Origin of the sequence: Burkholderia cepacia ATCC 25416 (assembly GCF_001411495.1) — a bacterium.
In the GTDB taxonomy this organism is placed as follows: Bacteria; Pseudomonadota; Gammaproteobacteria; order Burkholderiales; family Burkholderiaceae; genus Burkholderia; species Burkholderia cepacia.
On sequence record NZ_CP012982.1, the window covers coordinates 2,213,029 to 2,232,491 of the forward strand.

The 19,463-nt window shown below is 67.3% G+C and carries 19 protein-coding genes; 5 read left to right on the forward strand and 14 right to left on the reverse strand.

Annotation, left to right across the window (positions count from 1 at the left end):
• Positions 1-4: 4 nt before the first annotated feature.
• The 7 genes from APZ15_RS27220 to APZ15_RS27250 all read right to left on the reverse strand — a co-directional run bounded on the left by APZ15_RS27220 (position 5) and on the right by APZ15_RS27250 (position 6,193).
• Positions 5-2,116, reverse strand: a complete 2,112-nt coding sequence (locus tag APZ15_RS27220; RefSeq protein WP_027789776.1) for a TonB-dependent receptor family protein — start codon at positions 2,114-2,116, stop codon at positions 5-7.
• Between the two features lie 173 nt (positions 2,117-2,289).
• Positions 2,290-2,715, reverse strand: a complete 426-nt coding sequence (locus APZ15_RS27225; RefSeq protein ID WP_049097080.1) for a DUF2946 family protein — start codon at positions 2,713-2,715, stop codon at positions 2,290-2,292.
• Complete coding sequence (locus tag APZ15_RS27230; protein ID WP_027789775.1) at positions 2,693-4,162, reverse strand: PepSY-associated TM helix domain-containing protein; 1,470 nt, start codon at positions 4,160-4,162, stop codon at positions 2,693-2,695. The genes APZ15_RS27225 and APZ15_RS27230 overlap by 23 nt, the downstream gene beginning before the upstream one ends.
• Before the next feature lie 242 nt (positions 4,163-4,404).
• Positions 4,405-4,890: a hypothetical protein gene (locus APZ15_RS27235; RefSeq protein WP_027789774.1), complete on the reverse strand. Its 486-nt coding sequence runs from the start codon at positions 4,888-4,890 to the stop codon at positions 4,405-4,407.
• A 103-nt stretch (positions 4,891-4,993) separates the two neighbouring features.
• Complete coding sequence (locus tag APZ15_RS27240) at positions 4,994-5,539, reverse strand: hypothetical protein (RefSeq protein WP_027789773.1); 546 nt, start codon at positions 5,537-5,539, stop codon at positions 4,994-4,996.
• Positions 5,536-5,781, reverse strand: a complete 246-nt coding sequence (locus APZ15_RS27245) for a hypothetical protein (protein WP_027789772.1) — start codon at positions 5,779-5,781, stop codon at positions 5,536-5,538. Before APZ15_RS27245 ends, APZ15_RS27240 begins: the two co-directional genes overlap by 4 nt.
• 88 nt (positions 5,782-5,869) lie before the next feature.
• Positions 5,870-6,193: a hypothetical protein gene (locus tag APZ15_RS27250; protein WP_021162626.1), complete on the reverse strand. Its 324-nt coding sequence runs from the start codon at positions 6,191-6,193 to the stop codon at positions 5,870-5,872.
• Between the two features lie 148 nt (positions 6,194-6,341).
• Between APZ15_RS27250 and APZ15_RS41845 the strand changes: the two genes are divergently transcribed.
• Together APZ15_RS41845 and APZ15_RS27255 are read left to right on the forward strand one after the other, a co-directional pair.
• Positions 6,342-6,491 (forward strand): hypothetical protein, encoded by a 150-nt coding sequence (locus APZ15_RS41845; protein WP_166741951.1) that lies wholly within the window; start codon positions 6,342-6,344, stop codon positions 6,489-6,491.
• A 297-nt stretch (positions 6,492-6,788) separates the two neighbouring features.
• Positions 6,789-7,421 carry a LysE family translocator gene (locus tag APZ15_RS27255; protein WP_027789771.1) on the forward strand — a complete coding sequence of 211 codons (633 nt, stop codon included), beginning with the start codon at positions 6,789-6,791 and terminating at the stop codon, positions 7,419-7,421.
• Between the two features lie 79 nt (positions 7,422-7,500).
• On the opposite strand, the gene APZ15_RS27260 is transcribed toward APZ15_RS27255, so the two are convergent.
• Complete coding sequence (locus tag APZ15_RS27260; protein WP_027789770.1) at positions 7,501-9,129, reverse strand: NADP-dependent glyceraldehyde-3-phosphate dehydrogenase; 1,629 nt, start codon at positions 9,127-9,129, stop codon at positions 7,501-7,503.
• Positions 9,130-10,057: 928 nt separating this feature from the next.
• Between APZ15_RS27260 and APZ15_RS27265 the strand changes: the two genes are divergently transcribed.
• Positions 10,058-12,187, forward strand: coding sequence for a TonB-dependent receptor (locus APZ15_RS27265; protein WP_027789769.1), 2,130 nt, complete (start codon positions 10,058-10,060; stop codon positions 12,185-12,187).
• A 36-nt stretch (positions 12,188-12,223) separates the two neighbouring features.
• Entirely contained in the window at positions 12,224-12,757 is a 534-nt protein-coding gene (locus tag APZ15_RS27270; protein ID WP_226153321.1) for a hypothetical protein, read from the forward strand.
• Between the two features lie 13 nt (positions 12,758-12,770).
• Here the strand turns inward: APZ15_RS27270 and APZ15_RS27275 are convergent, their stop codons facing one another.
• Positions 12,771-13,718, reverse strand: coding sequence for a LysR family transcriptional regulator (locus APZ15_RS27275; protein WP_027789767.1), 948 nt, complete (start codon positions 13,716-13,718; stop codon positions 12,771-12,773).
• Between the two features lie 226 nt (positions 13,719-13,944).
• Between APZ15_RS27275 and APZ15_RS27280 the strand changes: the two genes are divergently transcribed.
• Positions 13,945-14,973 carry a DUF1338 domain-containing protein gene (locus tag APZ15_RS27280; RefSeq protein ID WP_027789766.1) on the forward strand — a complete coding sequence of 343 codons (1,029 nt, stop codon included), beginning with the start codon at positions 13,945-13,947 and terminating at the stop codon, positions 14,971-14,973.
• 367 nt (positions 14,974-15,340) lie between these two features.
• Here the strand turns inward: APZ15_RS27280 and APZ15_RS27285 are convergent, their stop codons facing one another.
• The 5 genes from APZ15_RS27285 to APZ15_RS27300 form a co-directional block, all read right to left on the reverse strand.
• Positions 15,341-15,538: a CsbD family protein gene (locus tag APZ15_RS27285; protein ID WP_021162617.1), complete on the reverse strand. Its 198-nt coding sequence runs from the start codon at positions 15,536-15,538 to the stop codon at positions 15,341-15,343.
• Positions 15,539-15,594: 56 nt separating this feature from the next.
• Positions 15,595-15,945 (reverse strand): BON domain-containing protein, encoded by a 351-nt coding sequence (locus tag APZ15_RS27290; RefSeq protein WP_027789765.1) that lies wholly within the window; start codon positions 15,943-15,945, stop codon positions 15,595-15,597.
• An 82-nt stretch (positions 15,946-16,027) separates the two neighbouring features.
• Positions 16,028-16,192 (reverse strand): hypothetical protein, encoded by a 165-nt coding sequence (locus APZ15_RS41850; RefSeq protein ID WP_021162615.1) that lies wholly within the window; start codon positions 16,190-16,192, stop codon positions 16,028-16,030.
• A 157-nt stretch (positions 16,193-16,349) separates the two neighbouring features.
• Entirely contained in the window at positions 16,350-17,555 is a 1,206-nt protein-coding gene (locus APZ15_RS27295) for an IS110-like element ISBma3 family transposase (protein WP_027788961.1), read from the reverse strand.
• 401 nt (positions 17,556-17,956) lie between these two features.
• A complete protein-coding gene (locus tag APZ15_RS27300; protein WP_027789764.1) occupies positions 17,957-19,378 on the reverse strand; it encodes an MFS transporter in 1,422 nt (473 codons plus the stop codon).
• Positions 19,379-19,463 lie beyond the last annotated feature (85 nt).

Consider the following 19,463-nt stretch of genomic DNA (forward strand, 5'->3'; position numbering starts at 1 on the left):
CGCATCAGAACGCGTACCGCATGCCGGCGAACACGCTGCGTCCTTCGCCCGGATAGAAAATCGCGGTGTTCGCGGTGCGCGCATCCGCGACGGTGCTGATGTCGCTGACGTAGCGCTTGTTGGTCAGGTTGCGCGCGTCGACGAACAGCGACAGTCCGTTGCGGAAGTCGTAGCCGGCCTGCAGCCCGAGCAGCGCGTAGCTCGGCACGCGCAACGTGTTCGCATCGTCGGCCCACGCGCCCGACGGCACCCAGTCGAGCGTGGCCGCGATGTGGAAGCCGCTCGGGCGCGCGTACCCCAGCGTCGCGCGCAGCACGTTCAGCGGCACGCCCGCGATCCGGTTGTTGCCGTACTGCGGGTCGTTCTTGAAGCGGAAGTCGTTCAGGTTCCAGATGCCGGACAGCGTGACCTTGTCGCCCGCGCCGCGGCCGGTGACGTTGCGCAACAGTTCGACCGACGCACCGGCCTCGATCCCCTGCAGCACCGTCCTGTTCGCATTGAACGTCGCCGCCGGCACGTCCGGGTTCGTCGTGTACTGCAGCAACTGGTCGCGCACGAGCGAGCGATAGGCGGTCACGTCCCAGCTCACGCGCTCGCGCGAGCCGCGCGTGCCGAACTCGATCGTCCATGCGTGCTGCGCCGCGAGCGGCGTGAAGCGCGTCGTGTTCGAGAAGGTCTGCGTGAGGTCGGTGAAGTCGGGCACGTCCTGGCTGCGCGTGATGTCGACGTAGGCCTGGGTGTTCGCGTCCGGCTGCCACAGCAGCCCGAGCTTCGGATTGACACCGCTGTAGCTCGCGTTCGTCGACCGGTAGTTCGGGTCGCGCGGCAGCCCGCCGTTGTCGATGTACTCGCGCACCGAATGCAGCGCCTTCACGCCGGTCATCAGCGCGACGGTCGGCATGAAGAACAGCCGGTTCTCGACGTACGCTTCATAGTTGAACGCCGTCTGCGTCGAGTCGAGCGTCTGCGCGCCCTTGTTGCCGTTGACGTTCACGTACTGGTTCGCCTGCGTGCGGCCGCCGAAGAAGCGCGCGCCGACGATCAGGTCGTTGCGCATCCCGCCGAGCGTCAGGCGGCCGGTGTAGCGCGGCGCGAAACCGTAGGTCCAGCCGTCCTGGTCGAGCGCCTGGAAGATCGGGTGATAGAGGCTCTTGTGAATCGCCCACGTGTCGAATTGCAGTTCGCCCGAATCGAGCTTCACCGTCGTGCGGTTGGCGATCCGCTCGGTGCGCGTGTTGCGCGCCTGATCACCCGATATCGCGTTCGGCGCTGCCCTGGTCGGATTGTTCAGCGCGTCGGACAGCGACAGCGTGCCCGGCAGCAGCTGGTCGACGACGTACACGCCGACGTAGAAGCGCGTTTCGACGGCCGGGCTGAACCGGTAGCCGACGTTCGCATTGAACTGCTCGTATTGCCCCTTCGAGTGGTCGCGATAACCGTCCGAATGATTGACGCTGAAGTTCGCGAGGAAGTCGAGCGGGCCGATCACGCGCGAGATCTGCGCGCTCGTGCGCACCGTGCCGTAGCTGCCGCCTTCCACGCGCACGATGTTCGGCGCGTCGGCGGTGTGGGCGGTCGGCGTGACGAAGTCGATCGCGCCGCCGAGGGTCGACGCGCCGTACGCGAGGCCGTTGCCGCCCTTGTAGACCTGCACCGCCTGCAGCGCGAGCGGATCGATCTGGTAGTAGTCACCGCTGCCGTCCGCGAGGTTGGTCGGGATGCCGTCCTGCAGGATCTCGAGGCCGCGCGTGTGATACGAGCGGGCAATCCCCGAGCCGCGGATCGACAGGCGCAACTCCTGGCCGTAGCGGTTCTCGACGAACACGCCGGGCACATCCTTCAGCACGTCGCGCAGCGTGAAGGCGTAGGTGTTCTGGTAGCTGTCGGCATCGACGAAGCCCACCGAGCCGACCGTCTGGTCGAGCGTGCGCTTCAGGTCGACGGTTGGTTTCGACGTCAGCGAGTCCGCCGCGCGAGTCGCGTTGACGTTGATCGCGGGCAGCGTCGATGCGGTCGGCGCGTCGGTCGGCGCGGCGCCTTGTGCGCATGCGGCTGACGCGGAGAGCACGGAGATCGCGCCGGACAGCGCGACGGCAATACGGGTCAAGGGAAACATGTCGTTGTACGTATGGTTTGGGTGACGATGATGGAACGGACACGATGCGCGCCATGCGCGGCGCCGGCCGCCGCGCGTGGTCACGCGCGCGGGCTCGGCATCGGACACCGGCAGGGCGGGCAGGCGAAGCGGACGGCGCCGCGCGATGTGCGGCGACGCGGTCGCGAGGTGCGTCAGGCGCGGGAGGAGGGCGGCCCGCGGGCGGCGAGCGCGTAGCGCTTCGACGGGGCGCGGCCGGCGGGGATCGGCGGCGCGGGTGGCGCATGCCGCACGGCCAGGGCGGCGGACAGGAACACCGCGTACTGCAACGGCAGATGGCCGGCGAGCAGGCCGCAATAACCGCAGCGGTCGAAGTGCGCATCGGCGGGTGCATGCGGTTCCGCGTGCGTCACGAGCGTATTGCCGGTTGCCGAGCAGATCGGCGCGGCCGGCAAGCCGCCAACGGATTCGGATGCGCTTGCGCGCAGTTGCGAGATCAGCGGCGCGACGAGCGCGAGCACGAGCGCGAACAGCCCGAGCCACGCCGTGGCCCGGGCTTGCCGCGTCGGCGCGCAGCGTGCGCCGGCGCGCGACGAATCAGGCTGCCGCGCGTGCCGCACGGCCGAACAGCAGACGATCGATCAACCAGACCGCGACGATTGTCGCCCCCATCAGCGGAAAGACGACGCCGAGCAGCACGAGCCCCGCGATCCAGCCGCGCATCGGCGGCGTGCCGCGTTCGCGCGACGGCGCGCCCAGCTTGCCGGCCGGGCGCCGTTTCCACCACATCACGGTGCCCGTGACGGCCATCGCGGCCAGCCCGAGCGACAACACAGCGCAGACGATCTGGTTCGCGAGCCCGAAGTAGCGGCCCATGTGCAGCGACGTGCCATACGACACGGCGCGCGATACCGCGCCGTAGTCGTCGTAGCGGATGTCTTTCAACACGGCGCCGCTGTACTGGTCGAGGTAGATCGTCCGCTCGGCCTGCGGGTCGTCGGGGAAGTACGACGCGGTGAACACGCCGTCCGCGCCGGACGGCAGCGCGAGCGTGTAGCCGCTCGTCAGGCCGAGGCCCGTGACGATCGCGATCGCGCGGGCCAGCGGCAGCGGGGCCGGGGTTGGCGCCGACGGCGAATGCGGGACGGGCACGTTGCCGACCGCCCAGGGCGTTTGCGGCAAGGGCAGGTCGTCCATCACCATCCCCGGCATCGACTCGCCGGATTCGTGGTGATGGCCGGACGGCGCGGCGGCCTGCGCAGGCGCACGCTCGAGCGCCGCAGCGGCACCCGGGCGCGTCGAGCGCACCGACGCGCCGCCCCATGCGCCGTCCGGCGCGCCGAGGTTCACGGTCGCGGCCAGCGCCTTGAAGTTCTTGCCCCACGAACCCGACCACGGTAGCCCCGTCAGGATGAACGCCACCGTGCCGGCCGCGAGCCAGATGCCGGCCGTCGCGTGGAGGTTTTTCCACAGCGGCCGGCCGCGCAGCAACAGGTCGGGCCGCAATGCGCGCCCGACGCGCGCCGTGCCGCGCGGCCACCACAGCGCGATACCGGTGCCGATCATCACGAAGGTCCAGCACGCGGCGAGCTCCATCAGCAGTTCGCCCGTCTTGCCGAGCAGCAGCTTGCGATGCAGCATCCGGTCGATCTGCATGAAGCGGTTCTCGACGCTCAGCGTGCCGAGCACGCTACCGTCGTACGGGTTCACGTACACGCTCTCGCGGCTGCCGTCGCGCAGCCGGAACACGTATTCCGCGCTGCGGTCCGGCGCGGTCGAGACCTGGACGGAAACCGGCGTCGCGCCGGCCGGCATCGCGGTGCGCGCGCGCGCGAGCAGCGCGTCGGGATCGAGGCGCGGCGTGGCACGCGGCTCGACGACGAGCCGGTGCGGATACAGCAGCGGCTCGATCTGCGGCTGGAAGCAATACAGCGTGCCCGTGATCGCGAGGATCACCAGGAAAGGCATGACGAACAGGCCGGCATAGAAGTGCCAGCGCCAGAGCGTCCGGTAACCCGCGTGGGCGGAATGGGCGGGCGAGAGGGCCCGCTCGACGGTGGTCGACATGGTGTCAGCTCCTCGTGTTCGTTGAGCGGCCACGCCGGCGCGTGCCGGCGGACGTCAACGTGCGTAGCGCCCGCCGGCACGCAGCGACGGAGCGGGCGGCGCGGCGCCATGCGCGGACGGTGCGCATGACGGCGTCGCCCGCGCGGTGCGGGCAGGCGGATGAACGCTTGAATCAGGTCGTATGAGACGAACGGCGTGCAGGCCCGTGCATATCGATGTGCGCGGGCCGCGAGGCGGAACCGTCAGCAGAACAGGGGAGGCGCGCGGGAAGGCGGGCGATCGTCGAAGATCGATCGCACGAACGGAAGAGAGGCGACGTGAATCCGGAAGCGCCGCGGTACGGCGGCCGGAAACAGCAGCACCAGCAGCACGAACGACGCGAGCGCCGTGAACAGCGCGGCGCCGAATGCGCACAGGCTGTCGCCGCCTCCGGCAGAAGCCGGGTTGTCGGCGTGCGCGTCATGCTTGAGCGCATCGGCGAGCGCGAGCGCATCGTTGGCCGGCGTGATCGGCGCGCCGGCATCGAAACGGGCAGCCAGCGCGGCCACGTCGACGATCAGCGGGCCGCGGCCCGAACACAGCACCACCGAGCCCGCATCCGGACCGTCCGGATCGAGCATCACGGCGCCCGACATCAGCGCGCGGGACAGCAGCGTCACGAGGAGGAACCCCCACAGAAGCTGTCGCGCGACGCCTGGCCGGAGCAGGAAGCGGCGAAGTGCGTTCATGGCGCGCGATTGTACCTCCGTTTGCGGTGCGGGGCCGCTCGTCACGCTGATGCACGGCATCAGCCCGGCGTGCTGCCGGAAGAGGAGGCGGCGCGCGCGGTGGCTATCCGGAACCGGGCGATCCGCTTTCCGGCGGCGCGTTCGCCGGGCCATACGACCAGGTACCGTCCGCGCGGGCGGTGAGCACGTTGCCCGAGCGCCGGTCGTAGAGATGCCACTGTTCGTCGGCCGGGTCGTCGCCGTATGGCCAGGTCGTCAGCTTGCCGCCGAGGTCGAAGTCGAACGCCCACGAACCCGGCTGGGCGTGCGGCGCGACCGATTGCAGGATCTGTCCGTCGAGACGTTGCGCGGCGGCGGCGATGTCGCCGGAGCGGGATTCGCTGTGCGCGAGTTCGAGGCCGTCGAGCGCGATCGACCAGTGGCAGTAGCAGATCCACAGATGCCCGCTGCCGGCGACCGTCACGTGCCGCGACGCGAGCCTGTCCCGGGATGCCGCGGACAGGCCGGGCGAGCCGGCGAGCGGCTCCCTGACATGCAGCGCGGGCTGCCCGAATTCGAACGTGAGAAAGCTGCCCTGGCCTTTCGTCACGGACCAGGCCGGGGTGTCGCAGATGGCCGGCCAGATCCGGTCGAAGTCGGCGGCGTTCACGGCGTGCGTCTCGCGTCGGCGAAACCGGCCCGGGTGTCGTTCGCGGTGTCGTCATCGCCGGCGAGCAGATCGGACAGGTCGGCGGGCGACATGCGCCGCATCGCCCGCTCGACGTCGCGATCGTAGCGGCGATCGTAGCGGCGATCGTTCGGGGCGAGATGCTTTTGAGCCTTGCGCCCGTAGCGTTTCACGAACACGCCGAGCGCGCCGGCCAGCCGGGATGTCCGGTTCCTGATGCTCATGCGGCGAGATTATCGGGCATGCGCGCGGATCGGGAATGGCCGCCGTGGCCGTGCTTGCCGCCGGCGGCAGCCGCTGCGTCGTGCCGGCTCAGGCCGGATACGCATCGTCGACTTTCAGGTTCGCGAGGCGGAACAGCGTGCGCAGCGTCTGCGGATGAATGTCGCGATGCGCGGCGAGCGACGTCAGCATGAAGTCGAGCACCTTCGCGTAGCGGAGCAGCACGAGGCAGCGCGCGAGATCGGGCGTGCGGCCGCGCATGTCCTCGGCGAGGTGGACCATTTCGGTCGACAGCGAGCGCGCCATCTCGAGTTCCATCTGCTGTTTTTCGGTCCAGTCGGGCAACGGCTGTTCGAGCAGTTTCGCGAGAAAGAGCTGGAACGACGTGTCGGACGAATTGGGCAGCGCATCCATGAAGGGCCTCGTTGCTTGCGCGAATCGTTCGGGCGTATCCGCTGGACGCGCCCGAGGGTGGGTTTGTGTCCGCGCGATGACCGGCGCGGCTGTCTCGCCCGAATGGAACGCAGGTTCCGTACCAGCTCGGCGGGGCGATTGTGGAGCAATGTCGAGCGACGGTGCGATGCAGGGCGGCGAGTCCCGCCGGTACTGGATCGTGGCGGCGATCGAGGAGGCCATCTACCTGCGCGGCGCGATGCATGTCGGGTGCGCGGGGCGGTCCGGCGAAGCGAAATGCTTCACGGATGTAACGTAACGCGGGGATAAATTGCGTCGCGCGTTCCATGGCGGGCCGACGAAACGGGCCGCCGCGCGCCTGCCGCCTGCGCCTGTCAGGCGTTCGGCCGGCCGGAGGCGGCGCTGCGGGATGGCCGCCGCGGCCGGCGAAAACCGGCGGCGAATGTGACGGGTGTTTCAAAACCGAGACGGATTCGCCCACGGCGAGCCGGCTGCACGACCTGTCCAACTGGCCCAGCGAATTGCCGGCCAATTGTCCATGGGCAGACGGCGCGCGTTTGCCAACAATGCGCTGATCATCCCTGCGAGGTTCGACATGAGCGTCCACGCTTTTTTCTCGGCCAACCTGCTGTTGGCCTACACGGCCTATTTCATCGGGACGGCCAGCCCCGGGCCGAGCAATCTCGCGATCATGTCGGTCGCCGCGAACCAGGGCCGCAAGGCGGCGCTCGCGTTTGCGCTCGGCGTGATTTCAGGGTCGATGGTCTGGGCGACGGTGGCGGCACTCGGCGTGTCGGCCGCGCTGCTGGCGTGGTCGAAGCTGCTGGTCGAGATCAAGATCTTCGGCGGGTTGTACCTGATGTGGCTGGCATTCAAGTCGGGGCGCACGGCATGGTCGGGCAACGCGGCGACGTCGCTGAACGCAGCGGGCGAGCAACGGCTGTCGCGTTTCTACGTACGCGGCGCAATGCTGCACCTGACCAATCCGAAGGCGATCCTCGTGTGGGTGTCGATCGTCGCGCTGTCGTCGAATGGTGCGGGCGCGTCGCACGGCGCCGTCGTGCCGGGCTGCCTCGTGATCGGGTGCCTGGTATTCGGCGGTTATGCGCTCGTGTTCTCGATGAACGGCGCGCGCCGGCTGTACGTGCGCGGCCGGCGCGCGATGGAAGCGTGTCTCGCCGTCGTGTTCGGCGTGGCGGGGATTCGGCTGCTGGTGTCGAACGTGTAGTGCATGCGGCGGCCATGCGGGCGCACGGCCGGCGCAAGCGGCTCGCGAGTGAGCGAGCCGTGCCGCGCGGCCGCCGTACTCAGAAAATGAAGCCCGTGTTGATGAACTTCGACGTGTGATCCGACACGATCGAATCGAGCAACTGCTTGCTGCTGTCGGTCTGCTTTGCCGCGACCATCGAGCGGATCGAGAACGCGCGCAGCGCGTCGCTCACCGACAGCGTGCCTTCCGCCGAATCCTTGCGGCCCGCGAACGGGAACACGTCGGGCCCGCGCTGGCACTGGCAGTTGAGGTTCACGCGGCACACCTGGTTCACGAGCGGATCGACGAGCGCGCCGATCTGCACCGGATCGGAGCCGAAGATGCTGACCTGCTGGCCGTGATCCGACGTCGTCACGTAGTCGAGCGCGGTCTCGACGTCGTCGAACGGCGCGACCGGAATGATCGGCCCGAACTGTTCCTCGCGGTACAGTTTCATCCCTTCCGACACCGGGTACACGACGGCCGGATAGAACAGCGTCTTGCTGAACTCGCCGCCCGAATGGTTGACGACCTGTGCGCCCTTCGCCTTCGCGTCGTCGATCGCGTCCGTCATGTAGGCCGTGCGATGCATGCCGGGCAGCGGCGTGATGCTGACACCCTTCTCCCACGGCATGCCGATCTTCAGCTGCTCGAGCGCGGCGGTGAAGCGCTTCAGGAATTCGTCGACGATCGAGCGGTGCACGAGCAGCATCTTCAGCGCGGTGCAGCGCTGGCCGTTGAACGACAGCGCGCCGAGCAGGCACTCCTTCACGGTGAGGTCGAGATCGGCGTCGGGCAGCACGATCGCCGCGTTCTTCGCGTCGAGGCCGAGGATCGCGCGCAGGCGGTGCGACTTCGGGTGCTGCTTCTTCAGGTGGTCGGCCACCTTGCTCGAGCCGATCAGCGCGAGCACGTTGATCTTGCCCGACGCGAGCATGTGCGGCACGACCACCGCGCCCGGCGCGTAGATCGTGTTGATCACGCCCTTCGGGAACGCGTCGCGGAACGCCTCGAGCAGCGGCTCGAACAGCAGCGTGCCGTATTGCGGCGGCTTGAACACCACGGTGTTGCCCATCAGCAGCGCGGGGATCAGCGTCGCGAACGTCTCGTTCAGCGGATAGTTGTACGGGCCCATGCACAGCACGACGCCGAGCGGCGTGCGGCGGATCTGGCCGATCGTGCCTTCCGCGATCACGAAGCGCGAGTTCGCGTTGTCGAGCTCCTTCAGCGCGTCGATCGTCTGCGTCATGTACGTGACGGTGCGGTCGAACTCCTTCTGCGAATCGGCGAGGCTCTTGCCGATCTCCCACATGATCAGGTTCACCACCAGTTCGCGCTGCGCGACCATCCGCTTGATGAAGTCCTGCATGCACGCGATGCGCTGCTCGACCTTCATCGTCGGCCACTCGCCGCGGCCCGAGTCGTACGCGCGCACCGCGGCGTCGAGCGCCGCGTCGCTTTCCGGCTCGCCCATCACGGGATAGCTGCCGATCTCGACCTGCTCGACGCTGCCGTCCGCCTGTCGCACGCACACGGGCGACAGCACGGTCTTGGTCGCGCCGTCCCACGGGCGCAATTCGCCGTCGACGAGCGACACGCGCTGGTGGATCGGCGAAGCGAGCCGGTACTCGGCGGGGATGTCCTGAAAGGCGGGAAACAGCTGTTGCAGGGAAGCGGAATCGGGCATGACGGTCTCGTTTGACGGGGTGTCCGGGAAGGACGGGCGATGCGAATCCTGAGCTGAGCGATCCTCGATCCTGAATCGGCATGATGACGCGCGCACGACGAAGCGTCACGGGGAAACATGGCCGAATCAGCGAATGGAACCAGTTCCATTAAAAAGGAACGCCGGCATGAATGCAAGATTTGCCGAATCGTGCCGCATGCCTTGAAAGCATCCGGAAAGACTGTTGCCGAATGCTTGGTATAAGACGCCACAGGCACCCGCAAACGTTTCCCTGTGGCCGGATTGCGCGGATAATGGCTCGGCGCGGCGAAGAAAAAAATGAAGTGAACCTGAGAGCACACGGAGTGAAGAACAGAAGAAAATCCGCCGCACTGCCGATGCGAGGTCGGCTGCCCGGAGCGCCGGGTCGGGGTTGCCCGGTCCGGCGCGCACCGGACTTCGAATGCATGCCGTCTGCTTCGACGGATGCTTCGTGATCCTCTCCAGTCTCTTCGTCGTCAAATCCCGAATCCCGCCTGGCCACCGGCCCTTCATCGCCCGATGGGGGAGATGAAATTCTTTCGTTTCAATTACGCTCGGGCCGCACAAAAGCTCGAAACGGAAAGGTATTCGTCAGGAATACGGAGCGCCGGGCGCATGCACGTTGCGGGCAGGCGACACGTCGAAAAATTACTAAAAACACGAATCATTCTCGTTTAATATTTCGCTCCGTTACAAGTCGCGACAGAACGTCGCGGCTCGTTTCGAGCCGGTTCCGCCGGCCGGCAGCCACCCGCGCCGGCTGTGCGTCGGCCGGCGGATGCGACGGGGAGATCCCCCGCGCATCGTCTCCTTCACGGAACGCTTCGTCGGTCGATTCGCCGCGTGATGCGCGCGTCGGCCGGATGCGTTTTCGTTCGCCGTTTTTCCTTCAGCCCCTACGTTCACGATGAAACTCAACAAGAGCGCCTGCCATGCGCTTCTGATCGCCACGTCGCTGGCCGGCGCACGCACCTCGTTCGCGCAGGCGAGCGACACCGCGGCGACGCTGCCCGCGATCTCCGTCAATGCGGCTGCCGAGCATGCGTCGTACGACGGCGGCCACTCGCGCGCGGCGACCAAGACCGACATGTCGCTGATGGACGTGCCGCAGACGGTGAACGTCGTTCCGCACGCAGTGATCGAGGACCAGAACGCGACGTCGATGCAGGATGCGCTGCGCAACGTGCCGGGCATCGGTTTTTCGGTCGGCGACGGGCAGCGCGACCAGATCACGATCCGCGGCTTCAACAGCATCACGGACCAGTACGTCGACGGCATCCGCGACGATGCGCTGTACTACCGCGACCTGTCGAACGTCGATCGCGTCGAGGTGCTGAAGGGGCCGGCGGCCGTGCTGTACGGGCGCGGCTCGGCGGGCGGCATCGTGAATCGCGTGCTGAAGCGGCCGGAAGCGAACCCGGTGCGCGACGTGGGCGTGACGCTCGGCACGCGCGGCGAGCGGCGCGGCGAATTCGACCTCGGCTGGAACGCGAACGATGCGGCGCGTTTTCGCATGACCGGCGCGGCCGAGAACTCGAACAGTTTCCGCGACCAGTTCCAGCTCAACCGCCAGGCGATCGCGCCGTCCGCGCAGTTCAAGCTCGAACGCGACACGGTGCTGAACGTCGAATTCGACTACCTGCACGACCGCCGCACGTCCGACCAGGGCCTGCCCGCGTATCGCGGCCGGCCGGTCGACGTGCCGATCAACACGTATTACGGCTCGGCGGACGCGGCGAACAGCTCGTACAACGACATCTCCGCGAAGAGCGCGACGGTGTCGCTCGATCACCGCTTCAGCGATTCGCTGTCGTTTCACGGCGCGATCCGCGCGTACGACTTCTCGCTCGAACGCAAGAACTACGTGACGTACGAGCCGATCAAGATTGCCGCGCACCCGGTCGTGACGCTCGACCAGTCGACGCGCCAGCGCACCGACCACGGCATCGACGGCCTGTTCGAGCTCACGCAGAAGACCTCGCTGTTCGGCATGCGCCACGAGCTGCTGTACGGGCTCGAGCTGTCGCAGCAGCAGAAGTTCGACACGATCTACAGCGTGTCGAAGGTCGCGACCTACGATCTGTTCAATCCGCAGCAGGTGATCCTGCCCGGCGTGCCGACCGGCGCGCGGGCGAAGACGAACGCGTCGACCGTCATCGGGCTCGCGGGCGTCTATGCGCAGGACCTGATCTCGCTGACCGAGCACTGGAAGGTGCTCGCGGGGCTGCGTTTCGACTACCTGAACCAGATCCGCCACGACTACACGTCGTCGAACGTCAACCTCGACCGTACCGATCACGCGTGGAGCCCGCGCGTCGGCCTGATCTACGAACCGCTCGACTGGCTGACGCTGTACGGGTCGTTCAGCCAGTCGTTCTCGCCGCTCGCCGATACGCTGATCAGTGCCGGCGCGTTCGCGAACGGCGCCGCGCTCGCGCCGCAGAAGACCACCGCGTATGAAGTCGGCTCGCGCTTCGACCTCGGCGGCAAGGCGACGGCGAGCGTCGCGCTGTTCGACATGCGCCAGACCAACCAGCAGATCGGCGACCCGAACAATCCCGGCTACGCGCTGCCGATCGGCACGCAGCACGTGCACGGGATGGAGCTGGGCTTCACCGGCGAGATCGCGCCGAAGTGGTCGGTATATGCGGGTTACGCGTACCTGAACGGGACGGTCGACGGCTCGGCGCAATCGACGGCAGCGGGCGTCACGGTGGCGAGCAACACGCCCGGGCTGATGCCGCGCCACAGCGCGAACCTGTGGATCAAGCGCGAGCTGTCGTACGGCTTCTATGCGGCGGCCGGCATGCAGTTCCAGTCGGCGCGTTATACGTCGGCGAGCGATCTCGTCACGCTGCCGTCGTTCACCACGTTCAATCTCGGCGCCGGCTATCGCAGCAAGAAGGTCGACGTGACGCTCACGCTCGACAACCTGTTCGATCGTCGCTACTTCATTGCCGCGCACGGCAATGCGGACCTGTACAACATGCCCGGCGACCCGCGCACGCTCACCGCGACGGTGAAGTGGCATATGTGACGCTCGTCACGCGCATCACGCGGGCGTTGCGCGACAATGCGGGTCGTCGTCACGATGGCCCGCCTTTCGCTCCCCATGATCCGCCAAGCGCTTGACTTATCGAACCTGACCGGCCGCGCCCGCACGTTGTGCGCCGTATTGTTGCTGGCGTGCGGCCCGGCCGCGGCGGGCGAGCAGCCGATCCTGGCCGATGCCGAGCCGGAATGCCATGCCGTGCATGTCGACCGGACGATCACGCTGTCGGGGCGTTACGCGGTCGATTACGACGATGAAGCGATCGGGCCGGACGTGTGGTTCGAGGACGACGATGCGTCGGCGATGCGCTTGCCCGACCGCTCGCAACGTGCGGGCATGATCGTTTTCACGAACCAGGACGTTGCGCGGCGCGGGCTGCGGCTGCCCGCCGCGCAGCCGCATGGCGTTTGCCTGCTCGACGGGCGCGCGACGCTCGTGATCCGCGATCTGTATACCGCGTGCCCGGGGCTGGAAACGCCCGATAGCGCGCGGCTGGTGAAAGTCGTCAAGGCCAGCGTGCCGGCGCGGCATGCCTGCAACGCCGCCGCACGCTGACGCCACCGCGGCGTTACTCGACGTCCTCGTCATCCTCCAGATCGGCATCCTCCTCCACGCGCTCCGGCGCCGCATACGCGCTCGCCTGCTCGAGCAGCCAGCCGCGAAACAGCTCCAGCGGCTTGCTGTGGCTGAACTCGGTCGGATACACGAGGTAGTACGCCGAATCGCCGACCGTCGCCGCGTCGCACGGCACGACCAGGCCGAGCTGCTGCAACTGTTCCTCGACGAAGAATTTCGGCACGAGCGCGACGCCGAGCCCGGCCGCGGCCGCGCTGATCAGCATCGTGTGCAGCTCGTAGCGCACGCCCTGCATCGTGCGGATGTCCTCGACGCCGTGTGTCTCGAACCACTGCGCCCACGCGCCGGGGCGTGTCGTCGAGTGCAGCAGCGGGTAGGCGAGCAGATCCTCGACGCGCTCGACGGGCCGGTCGAGCAGCGCGGGCGAGCAGATCGGCACGACTTCCTCGCCGAACAGGTAGTCGGACGACGTACCGGGCCAGGTCGGCTTGCCGTAGTGGATCGCGGCCTCGAAGTGCGTGTCCTCGAACGAGAACAGGTCGGTGCGGCTGCCCATGTTCACGCGCACGTCGGGCGTGCGGTCGTAGAAGCTCTTGATGCGCGGGATCAGCCAGTGCGACGCGAAGGTCGGCAGCACCGCCAGCTCCAGGTAGCCGCCGCCGCTGCCGTGCGCGATGATCGACAGCGTGTCGCGGTCGAGCGCCTCCAGCGCGCGGCGCACCTGCGTGCCGTAGAGCTTGCCGGCGCGCGTCAGCACGACGCGCTGCTTCACGCGTGCGAACAGCCGCACGCCGAGGCTGGCTTCCAGCGTCGCGATCTGCCGAGACACCGCGCTTTCGGTCAGGAACAACTCCTTGGCCGCGTGCGTGAAGCTCTCGTGGCGGGCGGCGGCTTCGAAAGCCACGAGCGCGCCCATGTTGGGGATCTTGAATTTGCGCATGATGTTCGATTCGTCTGACGGTCAGGCCCGCGCGGCGTCGGGCGGAAGGCGGGGCCGAGGAACGGCTGATAATTCCAAAAACTCATCACGTATCAATTTAATCTCGCTTTACGCCCGGCTGCAACCCTTTGAATAATGCTCCCCACGCAAGGTCAGGCGCCCGCTGGGCAGCCGGCCGACGAGTTGCCGGCACGTTTGCCGGCGGTCCCCCGAGACGAGAATCCTGATGCGCAATCCGAATATCGAGAGCTTGCTGACGAAGCTGCTGGGACAGGCGAAGACCGACGCCCTGTTCTCGACCCTGAACATGCCGGCCATCCTCGAAGAATGGGAGGACGGCGTCGTGACGCGCGCGGAAATCGCGCAGGCGATGAACATGGCGCTGTTCGAAGGGCTGCTCGAGCGTTCGGCGAACGGCCGCGCGTACACGGCCGACGCGATCGAAAGCGGCGGCTCGGTCTATTTCGACCACGGTGCGCTGCGCACGGTGCGCTGGCCGCACACGGGCGCGCTGCCGCCGGGCGAGGCCGCGTTCACGCGCATCCTGCGTCCGCTCGGCTTCCGCCTGAACGGCCGTTACCCGCTCGACAAGCTCGGCATGACGGGCCGCGCGTATGCGCATGAAGACGCGCCGGACGAAATCGCGCAGTTCTTCGTCAGCGAACTGCATCCGGAACGTTTCTCGAAGGAATTCCAGCAGGCCGTGACGAACGTCGTCAGCTCGTCGCGCGATCCGCTGTCGCCGGCGGCCGTCGCGCTGCTGTGGGAAGTCGAGCGCGAAGGCTGGCTGTCGCTCGACGCCGCGCACGCGCTGCTGCCGGAGATCGTCGGTGCGTTCGCGCGCCAGCACGATGTGCCGAACGAACTCGACTACGAAACGCTGCTGATGGAATCGGCGGAAATGGCGTGGATCGCGACCGAAGGCAATGCGTTCAACCATGCGACCGATCGCGTGGCCGACGTGTTCAAGCTGTCCGACGACGAGAAGGCGAAGGGCCGGCCGATGAAGCCGGAAGTCGAGCGCTCGCGCTCGGGCCGCGTGTTCCAGACCGCGTATCGTGCCGACACCGTCGAGCGCGAGTTCCGCACGCGCGACGGCGGCACGGTGAAGCGCAACGTGCCGGGCTCGTTCTACGAGTTCATCACGCGCAAGCGCACGTTCGACCAGGCGGCGCGCCGCTGGGTGACCGACCTGCGTTTCGATGCGGGCAACGCGCAGGGCATCTTCAAGATGACGGCGAACGCGGCGAAGTAAGGAAGCGAAAGCGGGGTACGCCGCTTTCGGATGAAGTGAGCCGATCGGGCAGGGCGCAAGGGCGTCCTGCCCGATTTGCGTTGGGCGGCGGCCCGCGATGCAACGCAATACGCGCGATCGGGCGAATGCCGGAACGCGGTGCCACGGTCATCGATGTGGTTGGGGAAAGTGGAAAGTGGAAAGCGGCAAAGCGGCCGGCCCATGCCGCGCCCCGTGCCGTCAGAATACGTGCGTGATCAGAAAGAACAGCACCAGCAGCCCGACCGGCACGCCGAGCAGCCAGGCGATCAGGTATTTGCCCATGTCGTAGGTCCTGGTGGCCGCGACGCCGTCGGCGCCGCGGCGGTTGCATGAATGTGCTGTCGCGTCACAGCTCGCGGTCGAATTCCTTCAACTGCTTCTCGGCCGCGTCGCGGGCGATCCCGTACCGTTCCTGGATCTTCCCGGCGAGATACTCGCGATTGCCGTCCGCGACGGCCAGATCGTCGTCGGTCAGCTTGCCCCACTTGGCCTTCAGCTTGCCGGTGAGCTGCTTCCACTGGCCCTTGATCTTGTCCTCGTTCATCGTGTGCTCCTTGTCGTGCAGGGATAAAAAGCGCGGCGGCGTGCCGCGCCGGGAGGTCAGGCCTTCGCCTTCAGGCCGGATGCGTCGACGTGCTTCACGCCCTTGACCGCGCGCGACACGGCGATCGCTTTCTTCACGGCGATCTTCGTCGGCAGCACGCCGGTCAGCGTGACGACGCCGTCGACGGTCTTCACGCTGATGTCGACGCTCTTCAGGCCGTCGGTGGCGGCCAGCTCGCCCTTCACCTTGGTCGTGATCCATGTGTCGGTGACGGGCTGGTTCGATTCGGTCTTCATGCCGTTGTCGGTGGATGCGTCCTGCGCAACCGCGTTCGTGAGCGGCGCGGCGCCGAGCAGGAAAGCCGCGCTGACGGCGAGCAGTGTCGAAAGGTGCGAGATTTTGTTCATTGATGTTCTCCTTCGATTGATAGGGTGAGTGGACCGATCGTCGAGCACGGATCGTGCCGCGCGTTACTCCCGCGTTACTCCATTACCCGGCGATCGGCGTGTCGTAGCCGGGCTCGCGCGGCGGCATGTCCGGGCGCGGCACGTCGGGCGGCAGCGGAACCGGCGGATCGGTACCGGGCGGCGGTTCGGGCGGGTTGTCCGGAGGCGGTTCGGGCCGCGTCGGATCGGGTGTCTGATGCAGCTTCATCGTGCTTCTCCTCTGCGGTTCGGATGGCAGCGCATGAGCGCCGATGCAGAACCAGCGTACCGGGTCGAACGTGCACGGGCATCGCGCAAATTCACCTGATCGGCTAGTGCGTTTGCACGGGGGTGTCGTGAAGGGGAGGGTGCCCCTATGTTGTTCGTCAAGCGTTAGGGGCTGACTTGGGTTGGTAAATGGTTCCGTCACGCAGCATGGCGAACAGGACGTCGCAGCGTCGCCGCGCCAGCGCGATGAGCGCTTGGTTGTGGCGCTTGCCCTGCTGGATCTTGCGGGAGTAATAGGCCCGTGAGACTGGGTCTCGTAAGGCCGCGAAGGCGGATAGGAACAAGGCGCGCTTGAGCACCTTGTTGCCCCGTCTAGATGGGTGCTCGCCACGGATCGACGATCCTGAGCGCCGGGTGACCGGCGCGAGGCCTGCGTAGGCCGCCAGATGCGCGGCGGAGGCGAAGGCTTTATGGGCGACTTCGGTCAGGAGTCTGGCAGCGGTCCTGACGCCGACTCCCGGCATGCTGGTCAGGACCGGCCAAAGAGGGTGAGCAAGCACCAGCTGTTCCACTTCGGCAGCGACCTCGTCGCGCTGCTTACGCAAGGCCGCAAGCTGCTGGGCCAAACGAGGCATGACGATGGTGGCAGCTTGCGTGCCGGGCACGGTCACGGCTTGTTCGCTCAGAGCCTGAACGATCTCGGCCGCCAAGCTCTTGCCCATGCGCGGCGCGAGCTTAGTCAGGCGGTTGGCGAGCGTCTTCTCGCTGGTTGAGGCAAGCGCGGCGGGCGACGGGTAGCGCTCAAGCAGATCGAGCACCGCCGGATGGTCGAGGCGCGGTCCGAGAACGCGCTCGAGCGCTGGATGGATCTGGGTAAGCAGGCCGCGAATGCGGTTGCTGGTTTGAGTGACCTGAGCGGCGAGATCATCGTCGAAGCCGCACAGCATGGTGAGCTCGGCGAGTTGCTCGTCAGCCAATCGAAGCGAGCGCAGCGTATGCGGCATCGAGCGGGCGGCTTCGGCAATGATCGCGGCATCGCGGGCATCGGTCTTGGCTTCACCTGCGTGCAGATCGGCGATGCGGCGCATGGCCAGTCCCGGCAGATAGGCGACGAGCACGCCTTCAGCGCGAGCGACGGCCACTGGCAGCGCTCCGATGGTGGAAGGCTGATCGACGACGAACAGGAGTCGACCATGAGTCTTGAGTTCGGCGATGAGGGCGCGCAGCTTGGCCTCATCGTTGGGCAGCGCTTTGTTGTACAGACGCTTGCCATTTCGATCGAGTGCAACAGCGTGATGCTGGCCCTTACCGACGTCAACGCCGACGAAAACATCGACGGCGTCATGCTGTTGAGTGTCTTGCATCGCAGTTTGTGCAAAGTGAACGGATTGGCCTGCAACAACGGTGGCAAGTCTCGGCATCCACGTTACGGACGGCGTCGGAATATTCCGGCCAAACCCCTATCAGCGATCACCAGCCACCCACCAGACCCGGCGACAACACCCCCCGGATCATGACTGCGACTGGGGGCGGGAATCATACCGGGCCTGGCTGGCCAAAGCCCCATTATTGGGACGGGAAGATAGTAACGGGGCGGGGCACCCCGATCGCGCGCGCCGCGATGCACCAGGGGCGCGCGACACGGTGCCTCGACGCAGTCTAGCAGCGCCGCTCCAGGCGCGAATCCTGTCAGTTCACGCAGCAGCCGGCACGGCGCTGAACGCCATGCCGGCCGGAAAGCACGCCCGGGTCGTCGATGCGGCGCTCAGGACATCTTGTCGGCCGCTGCCGCATACTGGCCGCCGCCGCCCGCTTCGTCGCCTGCCGCGAGCTGTTCCAGCGCGAGCCCCTTCGTCTCGATGCCGAGCGTCCACACTGCAATGGCCGCCGCGACGAACGACAGCGCGCCGAGCGTGAACACGCCGCCCTGGCCGAACACCGGCAGCACGACGCCGACCACATAAGGCCCGATCAGCGAGCCGACGCGCCCGATCGCCGATGCGAAGCCCGACCCCGTGGCGCGCGCACCGGTGCCGTACAGTTCGGGCGTGTACGTGTACAGCGCGGCCCACATCCCGAACAGGAAGAACTGCATTGCGAGGCCGGTGACGATCAGCAGCGTCGTGCTGCCGCCGTACAGCGCGCTCTGGCCGTATGCGTATGCCATCGCACCGCCGCCGATCAGCGACGCGATGCAGGTCGGCTTGCGCCCCCAGCGTTCGACGAGCCACGCGGCGCACAGGAAGCCCGGCACGCCGCCGAGCGAGATCAGCACCGTGTAGAACACCGATTTCGTGACCTCGAAGCCGGCCTGCTGCAGCAGCGCGCCGAGCCACGACGTGAGGCCGTAGAAGCCGAGCAGCGCGAAGAACCACAGCAGCCACACCATCACCGTGCGGCGACGATACACGCCGCTCCAGATCTCGCGCAGCGCGCCGTGGCCGCGTGCCACGACCGGTTCCGCAAGCCGCGACGGCGGCGGCAGCGTCGTGACGCCGGCCGAGCGCATCACCTTCGCCTCGATCGTGTGCATCACCGTGTCGGCTTCCGCGTGCCGGCCCGCATGCTCGAGCCAGCGCGGCGATTCGGGCACGATCCGGCGCACGACGAGCACGAACACGGCGGGAATCGCGAGCAGCGCGAACACCGTGCGCCAGCCGAACTGCGGCAGCACGAAATACGCGACGATGCCGGCCGTGATGAAGCCGAGCGGCCAGAAGCCGTCCATCAGCGCGATCAGGCGGCCGCGCTTCTCGGTCGGCACGAATTCGGACAGCAATGTTTGCGCGACCGGGAATTCCATCCCCATCCCGATCCCGAGCAGCACGCGGTAGACGATCAGCGCGTCGACGCTCTGCGCGGTCGAGCACAGGTAGGAGGCCGCGCCCCACAGGACCATGCTCCACTGGAATACCGGCCGGCGGCCGAAGCGGTCGGCGAGCAGGCCGGCGACGGCCGCGCCGAGCACCATCCCGAAGAAGCTCGCGCTCGCGACGAGGCCGGCGGCCGCCGTCGACAGGCCGAATTCCTTGCGGATCGAGCCGAGCACGAACGTCATCGTGCCGAGGTCGACCGAGTCGAAGAAGAACGCGATCGCGATGATGAAGAAGATCCGCTTGTGATAGCCGGAGAACGGCAGGCGTTCGAGCCGGGCGGCGGCGGAGGCGGGAGCGGTGGCGGCGGGCATGGCGTCCTCTGAAATGAAAAGGGGCCGCGAAGCGCGTGCTTCGCGGCCCCGATGCTTCGTCTTCAGTAGACGCGACCACAAAATG

Coding starts and splice junctions, on each gene's coding strand:
- APZ15_RS27245 (WP_027789772.1), bottom strand. CDS start 5,781: ATGAGCATCAGGAACCGGACATCCCGGCTGGCCGGCGCGCTCGGCGTG.
- APZ15_RS27280 (WP_027789766.1), top strand. CDS start 13,945: ATGCGCAATCCGAATATCGAGAGCTTGCTGACGAAGCTGCTGGGACAG.
- APZ15_RS27275 (WP_027789767.1), bottom strand. CDS start 13,718: ATGCGCAAATTCAAGATCCCCAACATGGGCGCGCTCGTGGCTTTCGAA.
- APZ15_RS27285 (WP_021162617.1), bottom strand. CDS start 15,538: ATGAACGAGGACAAGATCAAGGGCCAGTGGAAGCAGCTCACCGGCAAG.
- APZ15_RS27290 (WP_027789765.1), bottom strand. CDS start 15,945: ATGAACAAAATCTCGCACCTTTCGACACTGCTCGCCGTCAGCGCGGCT.
- APZ15_RS27250 (WP_021162626.1), bottom strand. CDS start 6,193: ATGGATGCGCTGCCCAATTCGTCCGACACGTCGTTCCAGCTCTTTCTC.
- APZ15_RS27300 (WP_027789764.1), bottom strand. CDS start 19,378: ATGCCCGCCGCCACCGCTCCCGCCTCCGCCGCCGCCCGGCTCGAACGC.
- APZ15_RS27220 (WP_027789776.1), bottom strand. CDS start 2,116: ATGTTTCCCTTGACCCGTATTGCCGTCGCGCTGTCCGGCGCGATCTCC.
- APZ15_RS27230 (WP_027789775.1), bottom strand. CDS start 4,162: ATGTCGACCACCGTCGAGCGGGCCCTCTCGCCCGCCCATTCCGCCCAC.
- APZ15_RS27255 (WP_027789771.1), top strand. CDS start 6,789: ATGAGCGTCCACGCTTTTTTCTCGGCCAACCTGCTGTTGGCCTACACG.
- APZ15_RS41845 (WP_166741951.1), top strand. CDS start 6,342: ATGTCGAGCGACGGTGCGATGCAGGGCGGCGAGTCCCGCCGGTACTGG.
- APZ15_RS27260 (WP_027789770.1), bottom strand. CDS start 9,129: ATGCCCGATTCCGCTTCCCTGCAACAGCTGTTTCCCGCCTTTCAGGAC.
- APZ15_RS41850 (WP_021162615.1), bottom strand. CDS start 16,192: ATGAAGCTGCATCAGACACCCGATCCGACGCGGCCCGAACCGCCTCCG.
- APZ15_RS27295 (WP_027788961.1), bottom strand. CDS start 17,555: ATGCAAGACACTCAACAGCATGACGCCGTCGATGTTTTCGTCGGCGTT.
- APZ15_RS27270 (WP_226153321.1), top strand. CDS start 12,224: ATGCGGGTCGTCGTCACGATGGCCCGCCTTTCGCTCCCCATGATCCGC.
- APZ15_RS27265 (WP_027789769.1), top strand. CDS start 10,058: ATGAAACTCAACAAGAGCGCCTGCCATGCGCTTCTGATCGCCACGTCG.
- APZ15_RS27235 (WP_027789774.1), bottom strand. CDS start 4,890: ATGAACGCACTTCGCCGCTTCCTGCTCCGGCCAGGCGTCGCGCGACAG.